14 protein-coding genes are annotated in these 17,630 nt (G+C 68.4%); 9 read left to right on the top strand and 5 right to left on the bottom strand.

The features are described from left to right. The first annotated feature begins 12 nt into the window (after window positions 1–12). The 3 genes from ACFCV3_RS08915 (at window position 13) to ACFCV3_RS08905 (ending at window position 2,516) form a co-directional block, all read left to right on the top strand. Window positions 13–657, top strand: a complete 645-nt coding sequence (locus tag ACFCV3_RS08915) for a flavin reductase family protein (protein WP_376027771.1) — start codon at window positions 13–15, stop codon at window positions 655–657. A 60-nt stretch (window positions 658–717) separates the two neighbouring features. Next, window positions 718–1,752, top strand: coding sequence for an L-glyceraldehyde 3-phosphate reductase (gene mgrA / locus ACFCV3_RS08910; protein WP_132414257.1), 1,035 nt, complete (start codon window positions 718–720; stop codon window positions 1,750–1,752). Window positions 1,753–1,868: 116 nt separating this feature from the next. Further along, a complete protein-coding gene (locus ACFCV3_RS08905) occupies window positions 1,869–2,516 on the top strand; it encodes a hypothetical protein (protein ID WP_376027769.1) in 648 nt (215 codons plus the stop codon). Window positions 2,517–2,661: 145 nt separating this feature from the next. On the opposite strand, the gene ACFCV3_RS08900 is transcribed toward ACFCV3_RS08905, so the two are convergent. Both ACFCV3_RS08900 and ACFCV3_RS08895 read right to left on the bottom strand, forming a co-directional pair. Then, window positions 2,662–3,639 (bottom strand): TAXI family TRAP transporter solute-binding subunit, encoded by a 978-nt coding sequence (locus ACFCV3_RS08900; protein ID WP_376027768.1) that lies wholly within the window; start codon window positions 3,637–3,639, stop codon window positions 2,662–2,664. Beyond that, window positions 3,636–5,630 (bottom strand): TRAP transporter permease, encoded by a 1,995-nt coding sequence (locus ACFCV3_RS08895; RefSeq protein ID WP_376027765.1) that lies wholly within the window; start codon window positions 5,628–5,630, stop codon window positions 3,636–3,638. Before ACFCV3_RS08895 ends, ACFCV3_RS08900 begins: the two co-directional genes overlap by 4 nt. Window positions 5,631–5,778: 148 nt before the next feature. Here ACFCV3_RS08895 and ACFCV3_RS08890 point away from each other — a divergent pair, with 148 nt between their 5' ends. Together ACFCV3_RS08890 and ACFCV3_RS08885 are read left to right on the top strand one after the other, a co-directional pair. Then, the gene (locus ACFCV3_RS08890; RefSeq protein WP_132414253.1) at window positions 5,779–6,444 is read left to right on the top strand and encodes a response regulator transcription factor; all 666 of its coding nucleotides are present in this window, start codon (window positions 5,779–5,781) and stop codon (window positions 6,442–6,444) included. 36 nt (window positions 6,445–6,480) lie between these two features. Beyond that, on the top strand, window positions 6,481–7,824 hold the full coding sequence (locus tag ACFCV3_RS08885) for an ATP-binding protein (protein ID WP_376027762.1): 1,344 nt from the start codon (window positions 6,481–6,483) through the stop codon (window positions 7,822–7,824). A 23-nt stretch (window positions 7,825–7,847) separates the two neighbouring features. On the opposite strand, the gene ACFCV3_RS08880 is transcribed toward ACFCV3_RS08885, so the two are convergent. Continuing rightward, entirely contained in the window at window positions 7,848–8,912 is a 1,065-nt protein-coding gene (locus ACFCV3_RS08880; RefSeq protein ID WP_376027760.1) for a TAXI family TRAP transporter solute-binding subunit, read from the bottom strand. Window positions 8,913–9,113: 201 nt separating this feature from the next. Here ACFCV3_RS08880 and ACFCV3_RS08875 point away from each other — a divergent pair, with 201 nt between their 5' ends. Beyond that, window positions 9,114–12,140, top strand: a complete 3,027-nt coding sequence (locus tag ACFCV3_RS08875) for an alpha-mannosidase (RefSeq protein WP_376027759.1) — start codon at window positions 9,114–9,116, stop codon at window positions 12,138–12,140. A 198-nt stretch (window positions 12,141–12,338) separates the two neighbouring features. Here ACFCV3_RS08875 and ACFCV3_RS08870 read toward each other — a convergent pair whose 3' ends face one another. Then, a complete protein-coding gene (locus ACFCV3_RS08870; protein ID WP_376027757.1) occupies window positions 12,339–13,169 on the bottom strand; it encodes an SGNH/GDSL hydrolase family protein in 831 nt (276 codons plus the stop codon). A gap of 111 nt (window positions 13,170–13,280) precedes the next feature. Between ACFCV3_RS08870 and ACFCV3_RS08865 the strand changes: the two genes are divergently transcribed. Both ACFCV3_RS08865 and ACFCV3_RS08860 read left to right on the top strand, forming a co-directional pair. Then, window positions 13,281–14,489, top strand: coding sequence for a PucR family transcriptional regulator (locus ACFCV3_RS08865; RefSeq protein WP_376027756.1), 1,209 nt, complete (start codon window positions 13,281–13,283; stop codon window positions 14,487–14,489). 14 nt (window positions 14,490–14,503) lie between these two features. Continuing rightward, on the top strand, window positions 14,504–15,829 hold the full coding sequence (locus ACFCV3_RS08860; protein WP_376027753.1) for a cytochrome P450: 1,326 nt from the start codon (window positions 14,504–14,506) through the stop codon (window positions 15,827–15,829). Window position 15,830: 1 nt separating this feature from the next. Here the strand turns inward: ACFCV3_RS08860 and ACFCV3_RS08855 are convergent, their stop codons facing one another. Beyond that, the gene (locus tag ACFCV3_RS08855) at window positions 15,831–16,334 is read right to left on the bottom strand and encodes a DUF5709 domain-containing protein (protein WP_376027750.1); all 504 of its coding nucleotides are present in this window, start codon (window positions 16,332–16,334) and stop codon (window positions 15,831–15,833) included. Window positions 16,335–16,388: 54 nt separating this feature from the next. Between ACFCV3_RS08855 and ACFCV3_RS08850 the strand changes: the two genes are divergently transcribed. Further along, window positions 16,389–17,573, top strand: coding sequence for an aromatic acid exporter family protein (locus tag ACFCV3_RS08850; protein WP_376027748.1), 1,185 nt, complete (start codon window positions 16,389–16,391; stop codon window positions 17,571–17,573). The last annotated feature ends 57 nt before the right edge of the window (window positions 17,574–17,630 follow it).

Raw genomic sequence — 17,630 nt, 5'->3', positions numbered from 1 at the left:
TGTACTGCGGGGGTGCGAGTTGAGCTGGATCCGGAGCAAATCCCGGCACGGGACATCTATGCGACGTTGAACTCGGTGGTGGTGCCGCGGCCGATTGCGTGGGTGTCGAGCCGGTCGGCGGACGGCGTGCTGAACCTGGCACCGCATTCGTTCTTCACGGTGTCGTGTGTGCGGCCGCCGATGGTGCAGTTCACGTCGGTGGGGCGCAAGGACAGCCTGAACAACGTCGAGGCGACCGGGGAGTTCGTGGTGAACTTCGCGGCCGAGGCGTTGTTCGAGCAGGTGAACGCGTCGGGGACGAACTTCCCGCCCGAGGTGTCGGAGTTCGAGGCGATCGGAGTCACGCCCGAGCCGTCGCGGACTGTCGGCGTACCGCGGGTGGCCGAGTCGCCGGTGGCGATCGAGTGCACGTTGCACACGACGCTGGAGCTCGGGGACTGCACGGTCGTGATCGGCCAGGTGCGGGCGATCGCGATCGACGAGGCAGTGCTGGCCGACGGCCGGCCGGAGGTGCGGTTGCTGCGGCCGCTGGCACGGCTCGGCAAGGACGAGTGGTCGACACTCGGCGAGATCCGGGAGATCACCCGGATCCGCCATGCCGATTGGCCCGGTCATTTCGACCCATCAAGAAGACCGGGTTCTGGGTCTCAGAGCTGACGTTTCTTGCGCAAAACAAGGGGTTTTGCGCTTGTTACGACATGGTGCAGACTGAGGCTCGTGACTGACTACGTGGCTGCCCAGGAGCGGTACGACGACCGGATGGTGTATCGGCGGACGGGCCGGAGTGGGCTGCAACTGCCGGCGATCTCGCTGGGGCTGTGGCACAACTTCGGTGACGACAAGCCGTTCGAGACGCAGCGCGACATCCTGCGCCGCGCGTTCGACCTCGGTGTGACGCACTTCGACCTGGCGAACAACTACGGCCCGCCGTACGGCGCGGCCGAGACCAACTTCGGCACGCACTTCCAGCGGGACTTCACGAAGTACCGCGACGAGCTGATCCTGTCGAGCAAGGCCGGGTACGACATGTGGCCGGGTCCGTACGGTCAGGGCGGTGGCTCACGGAAGTACGTGCTGGCGAGCCTCGACCAGTCGCTGCAGCGGATGGGCGTCGACTACGTCGACATCTTCTACTCGCACCGGTTCGACCCGGACACCCCGCTCGAGGAGACGATGGGTGCCCTCGACACCGCGGTCCGTTCCGGCAAGGCCCTGTACGCCGGGATCTCGTCGTACAGCGCGGAGAAGACGCGCGAGGCGGCGCGGATCCTGCAGGAGCTGGGTACGCCGCTACTGATCCACCAGCCGTCGTACTCGATGCTGAACCGCTGGATCGAGGAGGACCTGCTCGACGCCGTCGGTGAGCTCGGGGTCGGCGTGATCGCGTTCTCGCCGCTGGCGCAGGGCGTGCTGACGGATCGCTACCTGGACGGCATTCCCGAGGGCTCGCGGGCCTCCCAGGGCAAGTCCCTGAACCCGGATTCGCTGACCGAGGACACCCTCAAGCACGTCCGCGCGCTGAACGAGATCGCCAAGCAGCGCGGCCAGTCCGTCGCCCAGCTCGCCCTGGCCTGGACGCTGCGCGACGACCGCGTCACCAGCGCCCTGATCGGCGCCTCCAGCGTGCAGCAGCTGGAAGGCAACCTCGAGGCCGTCCGCAACCTCGAGTTCACCGCTGAGGAGCTCGAAGCCATCGACGCCGACGCGGTCGAGGCCGGTATCAACCTGTGGAAGAAGAGCTCGGACCACTAGGACGGCTCCGCTGAGAACCACCCCGGGCAACCGTTACCTTACGGAAAGTCCCGGGGTGGTTGCGTTGTGCAGCGCGTGGGCACACGCTGGGGAGAGAAACCCTGGAGGTGGTTGCCGTGACCGCTTCGACGCTGGAAATGGCGCTGAACTATGAACACGCGAACATCCGGGAGCTGGCCGAGCCGGCGCACCATCCGGCCGCGGCGCACCCGGATCGCAGGCATCGGACCGACTGGTTCTACGCGATCACCGCGCAGCACCTGGCCGCCGCCGAAGACGTGCTGCTGCCACAAGTACGGCGCCTGCCCGACGGCGCCGAGCTGGTCGCCCGGTACGTCGGCAATGCCAAGGACCTCGAGCGAAACCTGCGGTACCTCAAGGGACGTCAGTACGGCGACAGCCGCGTCCAGCACCTGGATCCGCACGACATCCTGCGCACGATCGACTGGCTGCTCACCGAGCACGAGCGACTCGAGACCGACTACGGCCACCAGCTGAGTGAGTACCTCGACGCAAGTGAGGTCAACGAGCTGACCAAGGAGCTCCTCGAGGCCGAAGAAGTCGCCCCGACCCGAGCACATCCGAACTCGCCGCACACCGGCCGCGCCGGCCGGTTGGCACACCGGATGTGGCGACTGGCCGACAATGCCTGGGACAGCGCCGAAGGGCGCGTCGTACCGACGAAGTACCACGTGCACCCCAAGCGCAACTCGGCGTTGTCGCACTACCTCTACGGGACCGCGATGCACAGCACCGAAAAGTGACCGGGCCCGGGTCCCCTCGGATGCCTCCGAAGGGCCGGGCCCGGCCGACCGGCTCTCACTGCGCCTGGTTGTGGGAGCCGATCTGACGTCCTCCCCCGCTGCGCCTGGTGTGCGAGGGAGGACGGTTCAGGGGATTACTGCTGGATCACTTCAGGGCATCCAGTGCTTTCTGAGCACCCGGGTGCAGCGGCACCGGGTCGGTCTTGGCGGCGTTCTCCTTGGTGATGCCCTTGGCGGCCGCGTTCACCGCGACCAGAGCGTCGAGGTTCTCGTACAGGGTCTTGGTGAGCTGCTCGGCCAGTTCGTCCTTCATGTCCTTACGGACCAGCAGCACATTCGGTACGACGATCGTCGCGACATCGGCCGGCTGCTTGTACGTCGCGGCCGGGATCGGCGCCTCGGAGTAGACCGAGCCGTACTTCTCCGTCATTTTGGGCAGCAGATCGGCGATCGGCAACAGCTTGACGCCCTTGCCGAGGCTGGTGGTCAGGTCGGTGATGCCACCGGTCGGCAGCCCGCCGGACCAGACCAGGGCGTCGATCGTGCCCGACTTCATCGCGTCCACCGACTCCGGCAGCCCGAGCCGCTGGGCGGTGACGTCCTTGGCCGGGTCGAGACCGGCAGCCTCGAGCAGGCGCCGGGCGATCACCTCGGTGCCCGAGTTCGGCGAGCCGGTGGAGACGCGCTTGCCCTTCAGGTCGGCGATCGAGTTGATGTTCGCCGACGTCCGGACCGCGACCTGCGTGTAGTTGTTGTAGAGCCGGGTCAGCGCGACCACGTCCTGCTTGGCCTGGAAGCTGTTCTCGCCCTTGACCGCGTCGGCCGCGGTGTCACCCAGCGAGAAGGCGATGTCGTAGTTGCCGCCGGCCAGACCCTGGATGTTCTGCACCGAGGCGCCGGTCTCACTCGCGGTGGCCCGGTAGCCGGGCATCTTCTGCGAGATCACCGAGGCCAGCGCACCACCGAGCTGGTAGTAGACGCCGGTGGTGTTGCCGGTGGCAATGGTCAGCCGGCCGCCGGCCGCCGTACCGTTTCCGGAAGGTTCACGCTGACCGCCACAGGCGACCAGTGAGGCAGCGGCGGCAAGCGCCACCACGACTGCGGGGAGGCGACGGATTCTCATGATCTGGCGGATCCTTCCGTGGGTGCGGCCTGGCGTTGCCGCCGGACCACATTGATGACGACGGCAACAAGTAGCAAACCGATTCCGGCGCTGATGGTTACGGGCGCGAGGTAAAGCAGCAGCAACGCGGCCGGTACGCACAACGCCCGCTCGATCCAGGTCGTCGCGACCACGATCCAACCGCCTGTCACGACAGCTAAAGCGGCGACCGCGAGCATCGACGCCGCGAGTGTCCACACCATGCCGACGAACGATCCCTGACCGAGCAGGTGCGCACCGTTGTCGGTGAGCACGAACGCGAACGGCACCAGGAACGCAGGCAGGGTGTACTTCCACGCCTGCCACATCGTCGGCATCACTTTGCCGCCGGTGATCGCGGACGTCGCCACCGCAGCCAGCGCGGTCGGCGGTGACACCTCGGAAAGCACTGCGTAGTAGAAGATGAACATGTAGGCCTCGGCCTGCGTCACCCCGAGCTGAACCAGCGCCGGCGCGATGATCACCGCGGCGATGATGAACGACGCGGTGACCGGAACCGCAAGCCCCAGCACCAGTACGGCGAACGCCGACAGCACCACGGTCAGAATCAGGATCACCGTCTGGTTGTCGGTGAGCCCACGAGCCGCGCCGACGATGATCTCGGCCAGGTTCAGCCCGAGCCCGGTCTGGGTGGTGACGGCAACGATCACCCCGGCGGTCGCACAGGTCGCCGCCACCGGCAGGATCGAACGGGTGCCCTGGGCAAGCGCTTTGAACAGCGGCTTCCCGGTCAGCCGGTGCTCGCGGTCCAGGAACGACAGTCCGAACTGGATGATCACCGCGTAGACGACAGCCTTGAACGGCGGTACGTCGACCGCCATGAAGCCGATGATCACGAACAGCGAGAGGAAGTGGTAGCCGAACCGGACCAGCAGTTTGAGCGCGGACTGGTCGGAGGTCTCGGTCGACTTCGTACCGTGCCGGCGGGCGTCGATCTCGATCGCGAGCAGGATGCCCAGGTAGTACAGGATCGTCGGGATCACGGCGTACCCGAGCACGGTCAGGTACGAGACCTGCAGGAACTCGGCGATGATGAACGCCGCCGCACCCAAGGTCGGCGGCGACAGGATCGCGCCGATGCCCGAGGCCGCGAGCATTCCACCGGCCGGTTCAGGCGGATACCCAGCCCGGCGCAGGATCGGCCACGACACCGTACCGAGCGATACGGCGGTCGCCGTACCGGAACCGGAGACGCTGCCCAGCAGGAAGCCGGCCAAGGTGACCGTCCGGCCCGGCGCGGTGCGGCTGCGCTTGAAGGCTGCGAACGACAGGTCGATGAAGAACTTGCCGGCACCGGAGTAGTCGAGCACTGCGCCGTAGATGGTGAACAGCACGATGTAACTGGCCGCGACGGCGAGCGGCGTCCCGTAGAAGCCGGCCGTCCCCATCGTGAACTGCCCGATGATCGCGTCGAAGTTGAAGCCCTGGTGTGCCAGCGACCACGTGTAGGGCAGGAAGCCGCCGTAGTACGCGTAGGCGATGAACAACAGGCTCACCAGCGGCAGCACCCACCCCGTCGTACGACGGCAGGCCTCGAGCAGCAGAACCAGCAGTACGGCGCCAGCCAGTACGTCGAGTCCGGTCGGAGCCTGACGCCGTTCCAGGAAGCCGTCGAAGTCGAGCAGGGGGTAAACACAGGCCGCGAGCGCGATCAGGGCCAGCAGCCAGTCCGTCAGACCGGGGTCGTCATGCGACCGCGCCTTGAACGGATTGAGCACCGGTGGGACCTTCCAGCCCCGGTAACACAGCAGCGTGATCGGCAGAACGGCTGCGAGAAAGATCACCAGGTAAAACTGGGTTCCCTGTGGTAATGGGAAGAACACCTGCAGGAGTACGCCGACGCTGACGATCGCGCACCAGACCGAGATCACCACATCCAGAGCAGGGCGAAGCCGCCGAGCGGGCCGCTCCTGCTCGTACTCGGCTAACTCCTGGTCGGAGGGCGTGCTCACGCCACCCCCCGTTCCGATACCGACAGTCATCTACCGGTTCCCTCCTGTGTGCGGAAGGCTAATGTTGCCGAACACTGCATGGAGTTGCGTGATTACGTCTTTACCAAGATCTGACACATCCACGCCCCACCTGGCCTACGATCACCGCATGAGTGGCGCTGTCAGGATTCTGCTGGTCGAAGACGATCTCGATATCGCCAATGCCCTGATACCCGCGTTGCGGCGGTACGGCCTGATGGTGACCCATGTCCGGACGGCGGCGGACGCCCTCGCGGCGGACCCCGGCGACCTGGTCCTGCTGGATCTCGGGCTGCCGGACGGGGACGGGATCAACGTCTGCCGGCAGATCCGTTCGGTCTCCGACGTGCCGGTGATCGCGGTCACCGCGCGCGGTGAGGCGGCCGACCGGGTCCGTGGGCTGCGCAGCGGCGCCGACGACTACGTGGTGAAACCCTTCGCGATCTCCGAGCTGCTGGCCCGGATCGATGCTGTACTACGTCGTACCGGCCTACTGCAGCCCCGCCCCCGGGTCACTGTCGGCGACCTCACCGTGGACATCGAGGCCCGGACCGTCCAGGTCGCCGACAAGCCCATCAGTCTGACCCGCAAGGAGTTCGACGTGCTCGCTGTGCTGGCCGCACACCACGGCCGGGTCGTCCCCCGCGAACAGGTCGCCCTGTACGCCTGGCAGTCCGTCTTCGAGGCCTCCTCGCGGACCATGGACGTGCACGTCGCCAGCCTGCGGGCCAAGCTCGGCCGTCCGGAGCTGGTGCAGACGATCCGGGGCGTCGGTTACCGACTGGGTTCGGACTGACCGTTGCGCCGTCGACTACTGCAGTCCCTCGTTCCGATGGTCGTCCTGCTGGCCATCATCGCCACCGTCCCCCTGGCGAACTTCATCGCCACCGGCGCCTCCCGCACCCTGTTCCTGTCCCGCAGCAACGACGCGGACTGGTTCGCCACCATGGCCGAAGCGCCGCTGCAGTCCGGTGACATCGCCAACCTCCGCGAGATGGCCGTCCGGTACGACGAGCTCTACAACACCCCGGTCTTCATCGTCGACGACAACAACAAGGTCGTCGCCACCTCGAAGTCCGGCGTGGACCTGCAGGAGCCCGATATCGCCACCGCCCTCGGCAGCACCCTGGCCGGCCGGCTACCGGCCGAGCCACCGGCACTGTGGCCGTGGCAGGACGGCGAGATGATCGTCGCCCGTCCGGTCGCCAACAACGGCCGTATCCTCGGCGCCGCCTTTCTGCGGGTGCCCACCGACGACCCGCGGCTCGAGGTCCGGCGCAGCCTGATCCTGCTGCTGATCGGCCTGCTGATCAGCATCGGCGCGATCATCGCCGGCATCGTCCGGCCGATCAGCCGCTGGGTGATCAACCCGGTGAAGGATCTGGACAACGCGACCCACCAGATCACTCGCGGCGCCCTCGACACCCGAGTCTCCACCGACGGTCGCGCGCCAGAGCTCCGCCGCCTCGGCGACAGCTTCAACTCGATGGCACTCAGCCTGCACCAGGCCCGGCAGCGCGAGCGCGAGTTCGTCGCCGACGCCTCGCACCAGCTCCGCACACCGCTGACCTCGGCCCGGATCCACATCGAGGGCCTGTCCCGGCTGTCCCCGACCGCGCGCTTCGCGCTCAGTGACATCGACCGGCTCGGCCGGATCGTCCAGCGGCTGTCCCGGCTGGCCGGTTCGGACCGTCCCGGAGCCGATGCCGAGGGCAACAGCGAGGAGCCGCTGGACCTGGCCCAGGCGGTCAAGGAGCGGCTGGTCGGCTGGAAGGCCGTGTACGCCGCCGACGACCTCGAGCTGATCATCGGCGACATGGTCCCCGGCGGGGTCGCCCCGGAGCTCGAGGTCGACGACATCCTCGACGTACTGCTCGACAACGCCTCCAAGTACGGCGCTCCGCCGGTCGAGGTCTCGGTCACCCGCGACGGCACCGAGGTCGTGCTCTCGGTCCGCGACCACGGCCTCGGCCTCGGCTCGCGCGACCTGAAGAAGGTCGGCGAGCGGTTCTGGCGCAGTGCCCACCACCGCGAGATGCCGGGCACCGGCCTCGGCCTCGCGATCGTCCGCTCCGAAGCGGCCCGGGTCGGCGGCCGCGTGGTCGCCCGCCCGCCGATCGGCGGCGGCCTGGTGATCGAGGTCCGCGTCCCCCTGATCGACGACTACGAGCTCTGAGCAGGTACGGCGCTCGCCGTACCTCAGATGTGGTTGTTGCGGTACCAGCGTTCGGCGGCCGGGTGCAGCGGGACCGGCATGGTCGCGATCGCCGATCGCGGGTCCAGGGCGCTGGCCTCGGGGTGGTAGTTCGCTTTGTCGTTCGGGTTGCCGATCAGGTCCTTCTGGCGGCGGAACAGCGTGTTCACGATCCACCAGGCCCAGGAGTCGGACAGGTTCGGCCGGGCGATCAGGTAGTTCGGGATGGTCAGGGTCGGGACCGCGCTGGCCAGCCCGTAGGTCTTCGGCGGGATCGAGGAGACGATGTAGCCGCCGAACTGCTTGAGCGCGATGGTCTGCGCGACCGAGCCGATGTCGACCAGCCGGAAGCCGATCGTCGACTGCAGCGCCGCGATCGGCGCGGTCGGCAGGCCGCCGCTCCAGATCATCGCGTCGATTCCCTGGCCCGGTGCGGCCGACTTGTTGGCCCGGTCCGACAACTGCTTGACCGCTTCTTCCAGCGACAGCGACTTCTTCCGGACCCTGCTCCCGACGCTCTCGCCGGTCTTCTCGATCTTGGCCGTGTCGAGGATCATGTCGGCGACCAGCTGGGTCCCGGAGTCCTTCGGCCCGACACTGACGTCCTTGCCCGCCAGATCCTCCAGGGTCTTGACCGTCGAGGCCATCGGCACCACGACATGCACGTAGTTGTCGTAGGTCCGGCCGAGTGAGGTGATCTTGTTCAGCGCTCCGGGTTTGAACTGGCCGAGCCCCTCGTAGGCGGCGTACGCCGAGTCCGAGGTGGCGAAGCCGACGTCGGCGGTCCCGGCCTGCACCCGGCGAAGGTTGTCGATCGACCCGGCGGTCTCGACCGCGGTCAACGTCATCCCGGTGACCTCACTGACCAGCATGGCCAGTCCGCTACCGAACGAGTAGTAGACACCGCCGACGTTCCCGGTCGCGAGCTTGGCCGGAGCCGCCGGCGCGGGCTCGTCGGAGCGGCCCCGCGAGCACCCGGGCAGCGCAAAGGCCGCCGCGGCGGCCGCGCCGAGGCCGAGCACTCTGCGCCGGCTCATCGAATCCGGAACGATCAGGCGGGGACGGTCCATACGGGACAACCTATGTGGCAACCGGGCCGGTTCGGTAGCTGCGCATGCCCGCCGCTACCGAACCGCTACCCGGAGCGTCCGTCAGCTGGTTCTCACAAACTGCGTCTGGACGGGCCCCCGGTCGGTGTGACAGCGTTGTCATCGCGCGACCGCGTGGATTGCGTGTCTGAACCCCAGTAACAGCCCCCGGAGGATGATTTCGTGCACGACGACCGTCAACTCATCGAGGAGCGGCTCAAGCGCGCCCTGCGGGAGCGGATCCGCCCCGCGATCTACGGCGCGGCGGTCCCGCTGGACATCAAGGTGTGGCACGCGCCTGGTGAGCCGGTATCCCCCGCCGAGGCACTCGCTGCCAGCTACGAGCCCGCCGAGATCGGCCTCCCCTGGGGCGCCCCCTGGGGCACCGCCTGGTTCCACTTCAGCGGCCAGGTCCCGGCCGAATGGGCCGGATCCGAGATCGAGGCCGTCATCGACCTCGGCTTCAGCGGCGGCCCCGGCTTCTCCGCCGAAGGTCTCGTGCACACCACCAAGGGCGTCCCGCTGAAGGGCCTGCACCCGCGGCAGACCTACGCGCCGCTGTCCATCCTGGGCCCGGACGGTACGGCGGCCTCGCCCGGCGACACCATCGAGTTCTACGTCGAGGCGGCCGCGAACCCCGAAGTACTGGGCTGGAACGCGTTCGCCCCGGTCTCCGCCGACCTCGGCTCGAAGCCGGAGCCGGGCGGCAAGCCGATCTACCAGCTGACCCGCGCGGACCTGGCCGTCTTCAACGCCGAGGTCTGGGACCTGATCCTCGACCTCGAGGCGCTCGACGGCCTGCAGCGTGAGCTGACCCCGCAGGAGCCGCGCAGCCGCGAGATTCTCCGTGCGCTCAGCCGGGCGCTCGACGTACTGGACTACGAGGACGTCGCCGGTACGGCGGCCGATGCGCGCGCCCAGCTGACCGACGTACTGAGCCGTCCGGCGCACGCGAGTGCGCATCAGCTGTCCGCGGTCGGGCACGCGCACATCGACTCGGCGTGGCTGTGGCCGCTGCGCGAGACCCGGCGCAAGGTCGCCCGCACGGTCTCCAACGTCGCCACCCTGGCCGAGGAGTACCCCGAGCTCGTCTTCGCGTTCTCGCAGGCCCAGCAGCACGCCTGGGTGAAGGAGAACTACCCGGAGGTCTGGGAGCGGCTGAAGAAGGCCGTTGCCGAGGGCACCATTGTTCCGGTGGGCGGCATGTGGGTCGAGTCCGACACCAACCTGCCCGGTGGCGAGGCGCTGGCCCGGCAGTTCGTGCACGGCAAGCGTTTCTTCCTGGACGAGTACGGGATCGACACGCAGGAGGTCTGGCTGCCGGACTCGTTCGGCTACACCGCGGCCCTGCCGCAGCTGGTGAAGCTGTCCGGCTCGAAGTGGTTCCTGACCCAGAAGATCTCCTGGAACCAGAAGAACAAGTTCCCCCACCACACCTTCTGGTGGGAGGGCCTCGACGGCACCCAGATCTTCACGCACTTCCCGCCGATCGACACCTACAACTCCGACCTGTCCGGCCACGAGCTGGCCAAGGCACAGCGCAACTTCGCCGAGAACGGTTCGGCGACCCGCTCGCTGGCGCCGTTCGGGTACGGCGACGGCGGTGGCGGACCCACCCGTGAGTTCATCGCGACCGCCCGCCGGGTGGCCAACCTGGAGTCCTCGCCGCGGGTGACCATCGAGTCCCCGACCGAGTTCTTCACCGCAGCCCAGGAGGAGTACGCGGACCAGGCCCCGGTGTGGTCCGGCGAGCTCTACCTCGAGATCCACCGCGCGACGTACACCTCGCAGGCCAAGACCAAGCAGGGCAACCGGCGCAGCGAGCACCTGCTCCGCGAGGCCGAGCTCTGGTCGGCAGCCGCCGTGGTCGCGGGCAAGCTGGACGCGTACCCGTACGAGGAGCTCGACCGGATCTGGAAGGCCGTGCTGCTGAACCAGTTCCACGACATCCTGCCGGGCAGCTCGATCGCCTGGGTACACCGCGAGGCCGAGGCGACGTACGCGAGACTGGCCGAAGAGCTCGAAGCGATCATCGGCAAGGCCCAGCAGGCATTGGCCGGCACCGGTGACGCGCAGATCGTCTTCAACGGCGCACCGCACAGCCGCAACGGCGTGGCCGGACTCGGCGCCGGCATCGCGGCCGGCGAAGGCCAGTCGGTGACGATCGAGAACGGCGTACTGGACAACGGCGTCATCCGCGTCACCATCGACGAGCGCGGCCTGATCACCTCCCTGTACGACGTCGAGGCCGCCCGCGAGGTGATCGCACCAGGTGCCGTAGGCAACCTTCTCCAGCTGCACGTGGACACCCCGAACCAGTGGGACGCCTGGGACGTCGACTCGTTCTACAAGAACAACGTCCGCGACCTCACCGAGGTCGACAGCGTCGACTTCAGCTCGGTCGACGGGGTGGCGACCGTGGTCGTCAAGCGCTCCTTCAACCGTTCGACCGTCACCCAAACGCTGCGGCTGCGCCCCGGCGCGAAGCGCGTCGACATCGAGACCGCGATGGACTGGCACGAGGCCGAGAAGTTCCTCAAGGCCGCCTACCCCGTCGACGTCCACGCCGACCGCTCCGCCTCCGAGACCCAGTTCGGCCACATCTTCCGGCCGACCCACCAGAACACCTCGTGGGACGCGGCGAAGTTCGAGATCGCGGCCCACCGCTGGGTCCACGTCGGCGAACCCGGCTACGGCGTCGCCGTCGTCAACGACTCGACGTACGGCCACGACATCAACCGCACCGCCCGCCCCGACGGCGGCACCACGACCACCATCCGCACGTCGCTGATCCGCGCCCCGCGGTTCCCCGACCCGCAGACCGACCAGGGCCTGCACACCGTCAACCACGCCCTGGTGGTCGGCGCCGGCATCGGCGACGCCATCTCGGAGGGCTACCGCATCAACCTGCCCGAACGCGTCGTCACCGGCGCCGAAGGCACCGCCCCCCTGGTCACCATCGACAACCCGAACCTCGTCGTCGAAGCCCTCAAACTCGCCGACGACCAGTCCGGCGACGTCATCGTCCGCCTCTACGAATCCACCGGCGGCCGCTCCCGCGGCACCCTCACCCCCTCCTTCGGGGCGGCGTCGGTGACCGAAGTAGACCTCCTCGAGCGTCACCTCGCGGACCGGGACCTGGACAACGGAGCGGTCGCCCTCGACCTCCGCCCCTTCCAGATCCTCACCCTCCGCCTCAAGCGCTCCTAACCCCCGAGGGCACCACCCCCCCACCCCGGTGCCCTCCACCCCGCGCCCGGTGCCAATCACAGGCACCGGGCGCGGCGGCTTGTGCGGGGGGTTTGAACAGGAACTGGTGGGCCGCCACAGGTCATTCCTTGTTCAAGCCCACCACCCAATGTCCACACCCCCGGGAGTGAGCCGGGGGTGTGGACTCCGGAGCGGGGGTTACTGGGCGGCTGCGGCGACCAGGGTGCCGAAGGCGGCCATGCCTCGGCGGGACGGGTGTAGGGGGGCTGCGTCGGAGGTGGGGATGAGGCCTTCGAGCCAGCGTTGGGTGATGGGGGCGCAGGCGTCGTGGCCGATGGAGGGCTTGCGGAGGTCGACGTAGGTTGCGCCGTGGAGGGCGGACTGAGTAGCGAGCATGTGGTTGAGGCGGTCGACCGTTGCTTGGAGGTAGTTGGCGTCGATGGGCCAGACGGGGATCTGGGGGTAGCAGCCGGCGGGGCGGATGTAGGTGCCGTAGCCGGTGACGAGGATGCGGGCGTTGGGGGCCAGCGCGCGGATGCGGTCGAGGGCTTGGCCGAAGGCGGGGGCGGTGGCGGTGATGCGGGCGGCCAGTTGGTCCTTGCCGCCGGCGGTGTAGCGCTCTTTGCAGGAGAGGCCGGCTGGGGCGGGGAGCAGGTTGATGCAGCTCAGGGCTGCTGCCACCAGGCCGGTGTCGTTGCCGCCGATGGCGACCGTCACCAGGTCGGTCGTCGGCTTCAGAGCGTTGTACTGCGGGGGCACGAAGCCGAACTGCTTTTCGCTGAAGTCGGGGATCACGGCTCCCGAACAGGTCACGTCGGTCAGCTGGGCGCCGAGTTCGGCGGCGGCGATGTGCGGGTAGTTGACGCCGGACCGCAAGCACGGCAGATCGATCTGCGGCAGGATCAGCGGCCCGGCCGCGGAGGAGTCGCCGAGAGCGACGTACTCGAAGACGTCGTCCGCGCGTGCCGTCGCGGGGCTGACCAGGCCAGCCAGCATCACGCCCACGGCCAGCAGTACCCGTCGCTTCATTGTCATCACCCTTTGCGGTCGGCCCGGCACTCTACTTCTGGGTAGTAATGTTCGACCCCAAAGCGCCTGCCGGTCGCTGGGGCCACGCCCAGAGTTCGAGGGGTGATTGTTGTGACAGATCACAAGGAGCTGCGTGCGGGCGGCGTGCCCGTGCATGAGCTGGTCCGGTCCCGCCTCCCGCGGCTGGTCGACGACGTACTCACGAGGCTGGTCGCGGAGATCCCGCTGTATGCGCAGCTCCCGACCGAGGAGCTACAGGGCGACATCCGCCGGATCACCGATCAGTCGTTGCGAGCGTTCATCGAGACCTTCCGGACCGGCGTCGTACCGACCGGCGACGTTCTCGCTCCGCTCAGGGAGTCAGCGCGGCGGCGGGCCGAGGAGGGCGTGCCGCTGGAGGCGCTGCTGGCCGCGTACCACCTGGGCGGGAAGGTCTGCGCCGACGACGTCGCTGCCGGGTTCCGTCCTGAGGAGCTGCCCGACGCGATCCTGCTCAACCGGCTGATCCTCGACTTCCTGCAGCAGGTCACCGCGGTCGTGTCGGCGAGCTACTTCGAGGAACGCCAGTCGATCGCGGGTGAGGACCAGGCCTCCCGGCAGGCAGTGCTCGCGGCGCTACTCGGCGGGCGCGCGGTAGACGAGGCGGCGGTGCGGACCGGCGTACGGCTGCCGGCCGAGTATCTCGTGGCCGGCCTCGCCTTCGGCACCCACCCGGATGAGCGGCAGCCAGGTGTCGACCCACAGATCGTTGCCCGACGCAAGCTTCGGCGGGTCCGGGTCGAACTCGACCGCCTGGCAGGCAGTATGGCGAGTTTGTCGGTCGACGGCGGGATCGCGTTACTCCCGTGCACCCGCGGCGAGGTCGACACCCTCCGCACCAAGTTGAGCCGGGTGGCCGGTGTCGACATCACCCTGGCGATCACCACCAGCCCGCCATCCGACGTACCGGCTGCTGCCGCTCTGGTCAGGGACCTGCTCGACGTCATCCGCATCCATCGCCATCCACCGGGCGTCTACGAGCTCGACGATCTCGTGCTGGAGTTCCAGCTGAGCAGGCCGAGCCCGGCGCGCGACCGGCTGGCTCAGCTTCTCGATCCGCTCGAAGACCGAGCCGATCTGCTCTCCACCTTGCGCTGCTACCTCGACAACGCCCGCAGCCGTCGCCAGACCGCGGCCGACCTGCACGTCCATGCGAACACCGTCGACTACCGGCTCAAACAGGTCGCCAGACTGACCGGCCTCGATCCGGCGAGCGACAATCAGTTGCCCAGGATCGTTGCTGCGCTTGTCGCTTTCGATGCTCAGCGTTCACCAGTTTGACGTAACGTCGAAGGATGGCTCCGACACCACTGCTCGGTTCCCGCACCCTCGATCGCCAGACCGCCCGCACGCTGCCGCCCGGCCCACGCTGGCCCACCTTGGTGCAGAGCGCTCTGTTCGCGAGCCACCGCAAGACGTTCCTCCCACGGATGCGCGAGCAGTACGGCGATGTCTTCACGATCCGCCTGGTTCCGAAGAGCCGGGTGTGTGTCGTGCTGAGCCGGCCGGATCACATCCGTGAGGTCTTCGGCGGATCGCCTTCGGTCATGCACGCCGGCGAGGGCAACACTGCGCTCGAGCCGGTGATGGGGTCGAGTTCGCTGCTCCTGCTTGACGACGAGGACCACGTGCGGATGCGCCGCCAGCTGATGCCGGCGTTCTCCGGCCAGGCACTGCGTGGGTACGCCGACATGGTGCACGAGCTCGCCGTGGCCGAAGCCGCCACCTGGCCGATCGACACACCGTTCGAGATGCACCAGCGGATGCGGAACCTGACGCTGGAGATCATCCTGCAAGTGATCTTCGGCGTGACCGATCACGACCGGCTGAACACGCTGCGCCCGCTGGTGGACAAGATCGTCTCGGTGTCGCCGATCATCATGCTGGGCGGCTTCTACCGGCCGCTGCTCCGGATCCCGCCGTGGCGGACCTTCCTGCGCGCGCAGGAACAGATCGACCAGATCCTGTACGACGAGATCGCGCGCCGGCGCGGAAACCTGACCGGGCGCAACGACGTACTCTCGCGGTTGCTCGCGGCCGGCGAATGGACCGACGTCGAGCTCCGCGATCAGCTGGTCACGCTCCTGCTGGCCGGTCATGAGACGACCGCGACCGCACTGGCCTGGGCCTTCCACGAGCTCGCCCGCCGGCCGGAGGACCTCGCGTTCGGGCAGCACGCCACCGACCACGGTGCCGACGGCGAGCTCGAGGCGATCGTCAAGGAATCCCTGCGCCTGCATCCGGTCGTCTACCAGGTCGGCCGTCGGCTGACCGAGACCACCGACCTGGCCGGCTACCGGTTACCGCGCGGCACCACGATCCTGGCTGCCATGGGCCTCGTCCACCGCGACGCCGAACACTTCCCCACACCGGCCGAGTTCCGCCCGCAGCGCTTCCTGTCCGACGACCCGCCCGCCCCCGGCACCTGGATGCCCTTCGGCGGCGGCTCCCGCCGCTGCATCGGCGCCGGCTTCTCCCTCATGGAAGGCACCGAGATCCTCCGCGCCACCCTCGCCGCCTACAACCTGCACGCCCCGGACCCCACCCCCGAACCAGCCCAAGCAAAAAACGTCACCCTAGTCCCCAAACACGGCACCAGGGTGACCGTCACCCGGCGGTAGGTCAGTTCTCGGGGTCGGTGACGTCTCCGAGGTCTACGTTTTCGTAGGAGGCGAGGTCGGTGTCGTCGTCTTCGTCCAGTTCGAAGTTTTCTTCGTCGTCGACCACGTGGACGGCGGCTTCCTCGGCGGAGGCGGCGGCGCCGTCGAAGCCGATGTCTTCGGCGACCAGGTCGGAATCGATGTCGGCGTGGGCGCCTTCGTCGGGGGCGACCAGGCGGCCGGAGCGGCGGGTGCCGACCTCGGGACCGCCGACGTCTTCGGCCTGCTCGGCGTACGGGTCGACGTCGGGCTCTTCCTGGGCGATCCGCTGGTCGAGGGTCTCGCCCTGGAGGGCCTCGTCGGCGGTGGTGCCGAAGCCTTCACCGGCGGACCACTTCTCGGGCGGCGAGTAGCCCTCGTCGAGCAGATCGTCCACCCCACGGTCGTTCAGGGTGTCCTCCGCCTGCAGCTGGTCCTCGTCGTCGACGCTGTAGCTGCCGTAGTCCTCGCGGTTGTTCTCCGTCATGAACACACAGTGTCCCTTCAGGCCCCGATGAATCAAGCCGGGCACAATGATCGGATGGATCCGGTCAGGCTGACGTTGGACCAGCTGCGGGAGCTGCGCGACGACGTCGCGCCGCAGGCTGCACGACGTTCGCGCGCCTCGGTACGCCGCCGCCTGGAGCGCTGGCGCGATCGGATCTTCTTCATCGCCCAGTGTGCGATCGCGGCCGGTGTCGCCTGGGCGCTGGCTCGGTACGTTGCGGGCCATCATCAACCGTTCTTCGCGCCGGTGGCCGCGATGGTCTGTCTGGGCTTCAGTTTCGGCCAGCGACTACGCCGGGTCGCCGAGGTGATGGTCGGGGTGGCCGTGGGAGTCGGGGTCGGCGATCTGTTCGTCCGGTTCTTCGGCACCGGCGTACCCCAGATCATCTTCGTGGTCGCGCTCGCCATGAGCATCGCCGTACTGCTCGGCGCCGGCACTCTGATGACCACCCAGGCCGGCGTGCAGGCCGCGATCGTCACCACCCTGCTCCCCAACCCCGGCGCCGGCTTCAGCCGCTGGCTGGATGCGGTGCTCGGCGGCGTGGTCGCGCTCGCCGCGGCAACCATCGCCCCGGCCGCCGCAATCAGGCGCCCACGGCAACAAGCCTCCGAGGTACTGAACGAGCTCTCCGCAATCCTCGTCGAAACCGCCGACGGCCTCCGCGACAAGACCGACCAAGAAGCCCACGCAGAAGAACGCGACGAGCGCGAGCTGACCGATGCCCTCCGCCGGGCCCGGGCGAGCGAGGCCATGCTCGACGACCTGCGCAGCGCCGCCGCGGAGGGGGTCGCGGTCGTCCGCCTCTCCCCGTTCCGCCGCAGGCACCGCGGCCGCGTCCAGCAGATCGCCGATCTCGTCGTCCCGCTGGACCGCGCGATCCGCAACATCCGCGTCCTGGTACGGCGGTGCGCGGTCTCGGTCTGGCGTGACGAGCGGATGCCGGAGGAGTACCCGATGCTCCTGGACCGGCTCGCCGACGGCACCCGTCTGATCGCGGAATCCCTCTTCGAGCCCGCCGCCAAGGTCGCCGCGCACCGCGTGCTGGGCGAGCTCGGCCGCCGTACGGCGGATATGCCGCTGCCGGCCGGATTGTCCGCGGTCGTGGTCCTGGGCCAGATCCGCTCGACCGTGGTCGACCTCCTCGAGCTGACCGGAACGTCGTACGACGAGGCCCGCAAACTCGTCCCGCTGCGGCTGGATGGGCTCGACGAGAAGTAGGTCCGAACAAAGTGGCCTAGGTCACATCGAGATTTTTCCCGAAATTCTCGTCATACC

The organism is Kribbella sp. NPDC056345, assembly GCF_042262745.1.
Classification (GTDB): Bacteria; Actinomycetota; Actinomycetes; order Propionibacteriales; family Kribbellaceae; genus Kribbella.
Note: the sequence above shows the minus strand (reverse complement) of the source record. Positions and strands in the feature narration are given on the sequence as shown.

Excerpts from the sequence above, each read along its gene's own strand:
- ACFCV3_RS08870 (WP_376027757.1), bottom strand. The coding sequence starts at position 13,169 with ATGAAGCGACGGGTACTGCTGGCCGTGGGCGTGATGCTGGCTGGCCTG.
- ACFCV3_RS08850 (WP_376027748.1), top strand. The coding sequence starts at position 16,389 with ATGGATCCGGTCAGGCTGACGTTGGACCAGCTGCGGGAGCTGCGCGAC.
- ACFCV3_RS08855 (WP_376027750.1), bottom strand. The coding sequence starts at position 16,334 with ATGACGGAGAACAACCGCGAGGACTACGGCAGCTACAGCGTCGACGAC.
- ACFCV3_RS08860 (WP_376027753.1), top strand. The coding sequence starts at position 14,504 with ATGGCTCCGACACCACTGCTCGGTTCCCGCACCCTCGATCGCCAGACC.
- ACFCV3_RS08880 (WP_376027760.1), bottom strand. The coding sequence starts at position 8,912 with ATGGACCGTCCCCGCCTGATCGTTCCGGATTCGATGAGCCGGCGCAGA.
- ACFCV3_RS08885 (WP_376027762.1), top strand. The coding sequence starts at position 6,481 with ATGGTCGTCCTGCTGGCCATCATCGCCACCGTCCCCCTGGCGAACTTC.
- ACFCV3_RS08900 (WP_376027768.1), bottom strand. The coding sequence starts at position 3,639 with ATGAGAATCCGTCGCCTCCCCGCAGTCGTGGTGGCGCTTGCCGCCGCT.
- ACFCV3_RS08890 (WP_132414253.1), top strand. The coding sequence starts at position 5,779 with ATGAGTGGCGCTGTCAGGATTCTGCTGGTCGAAGACGATCTCGATATC.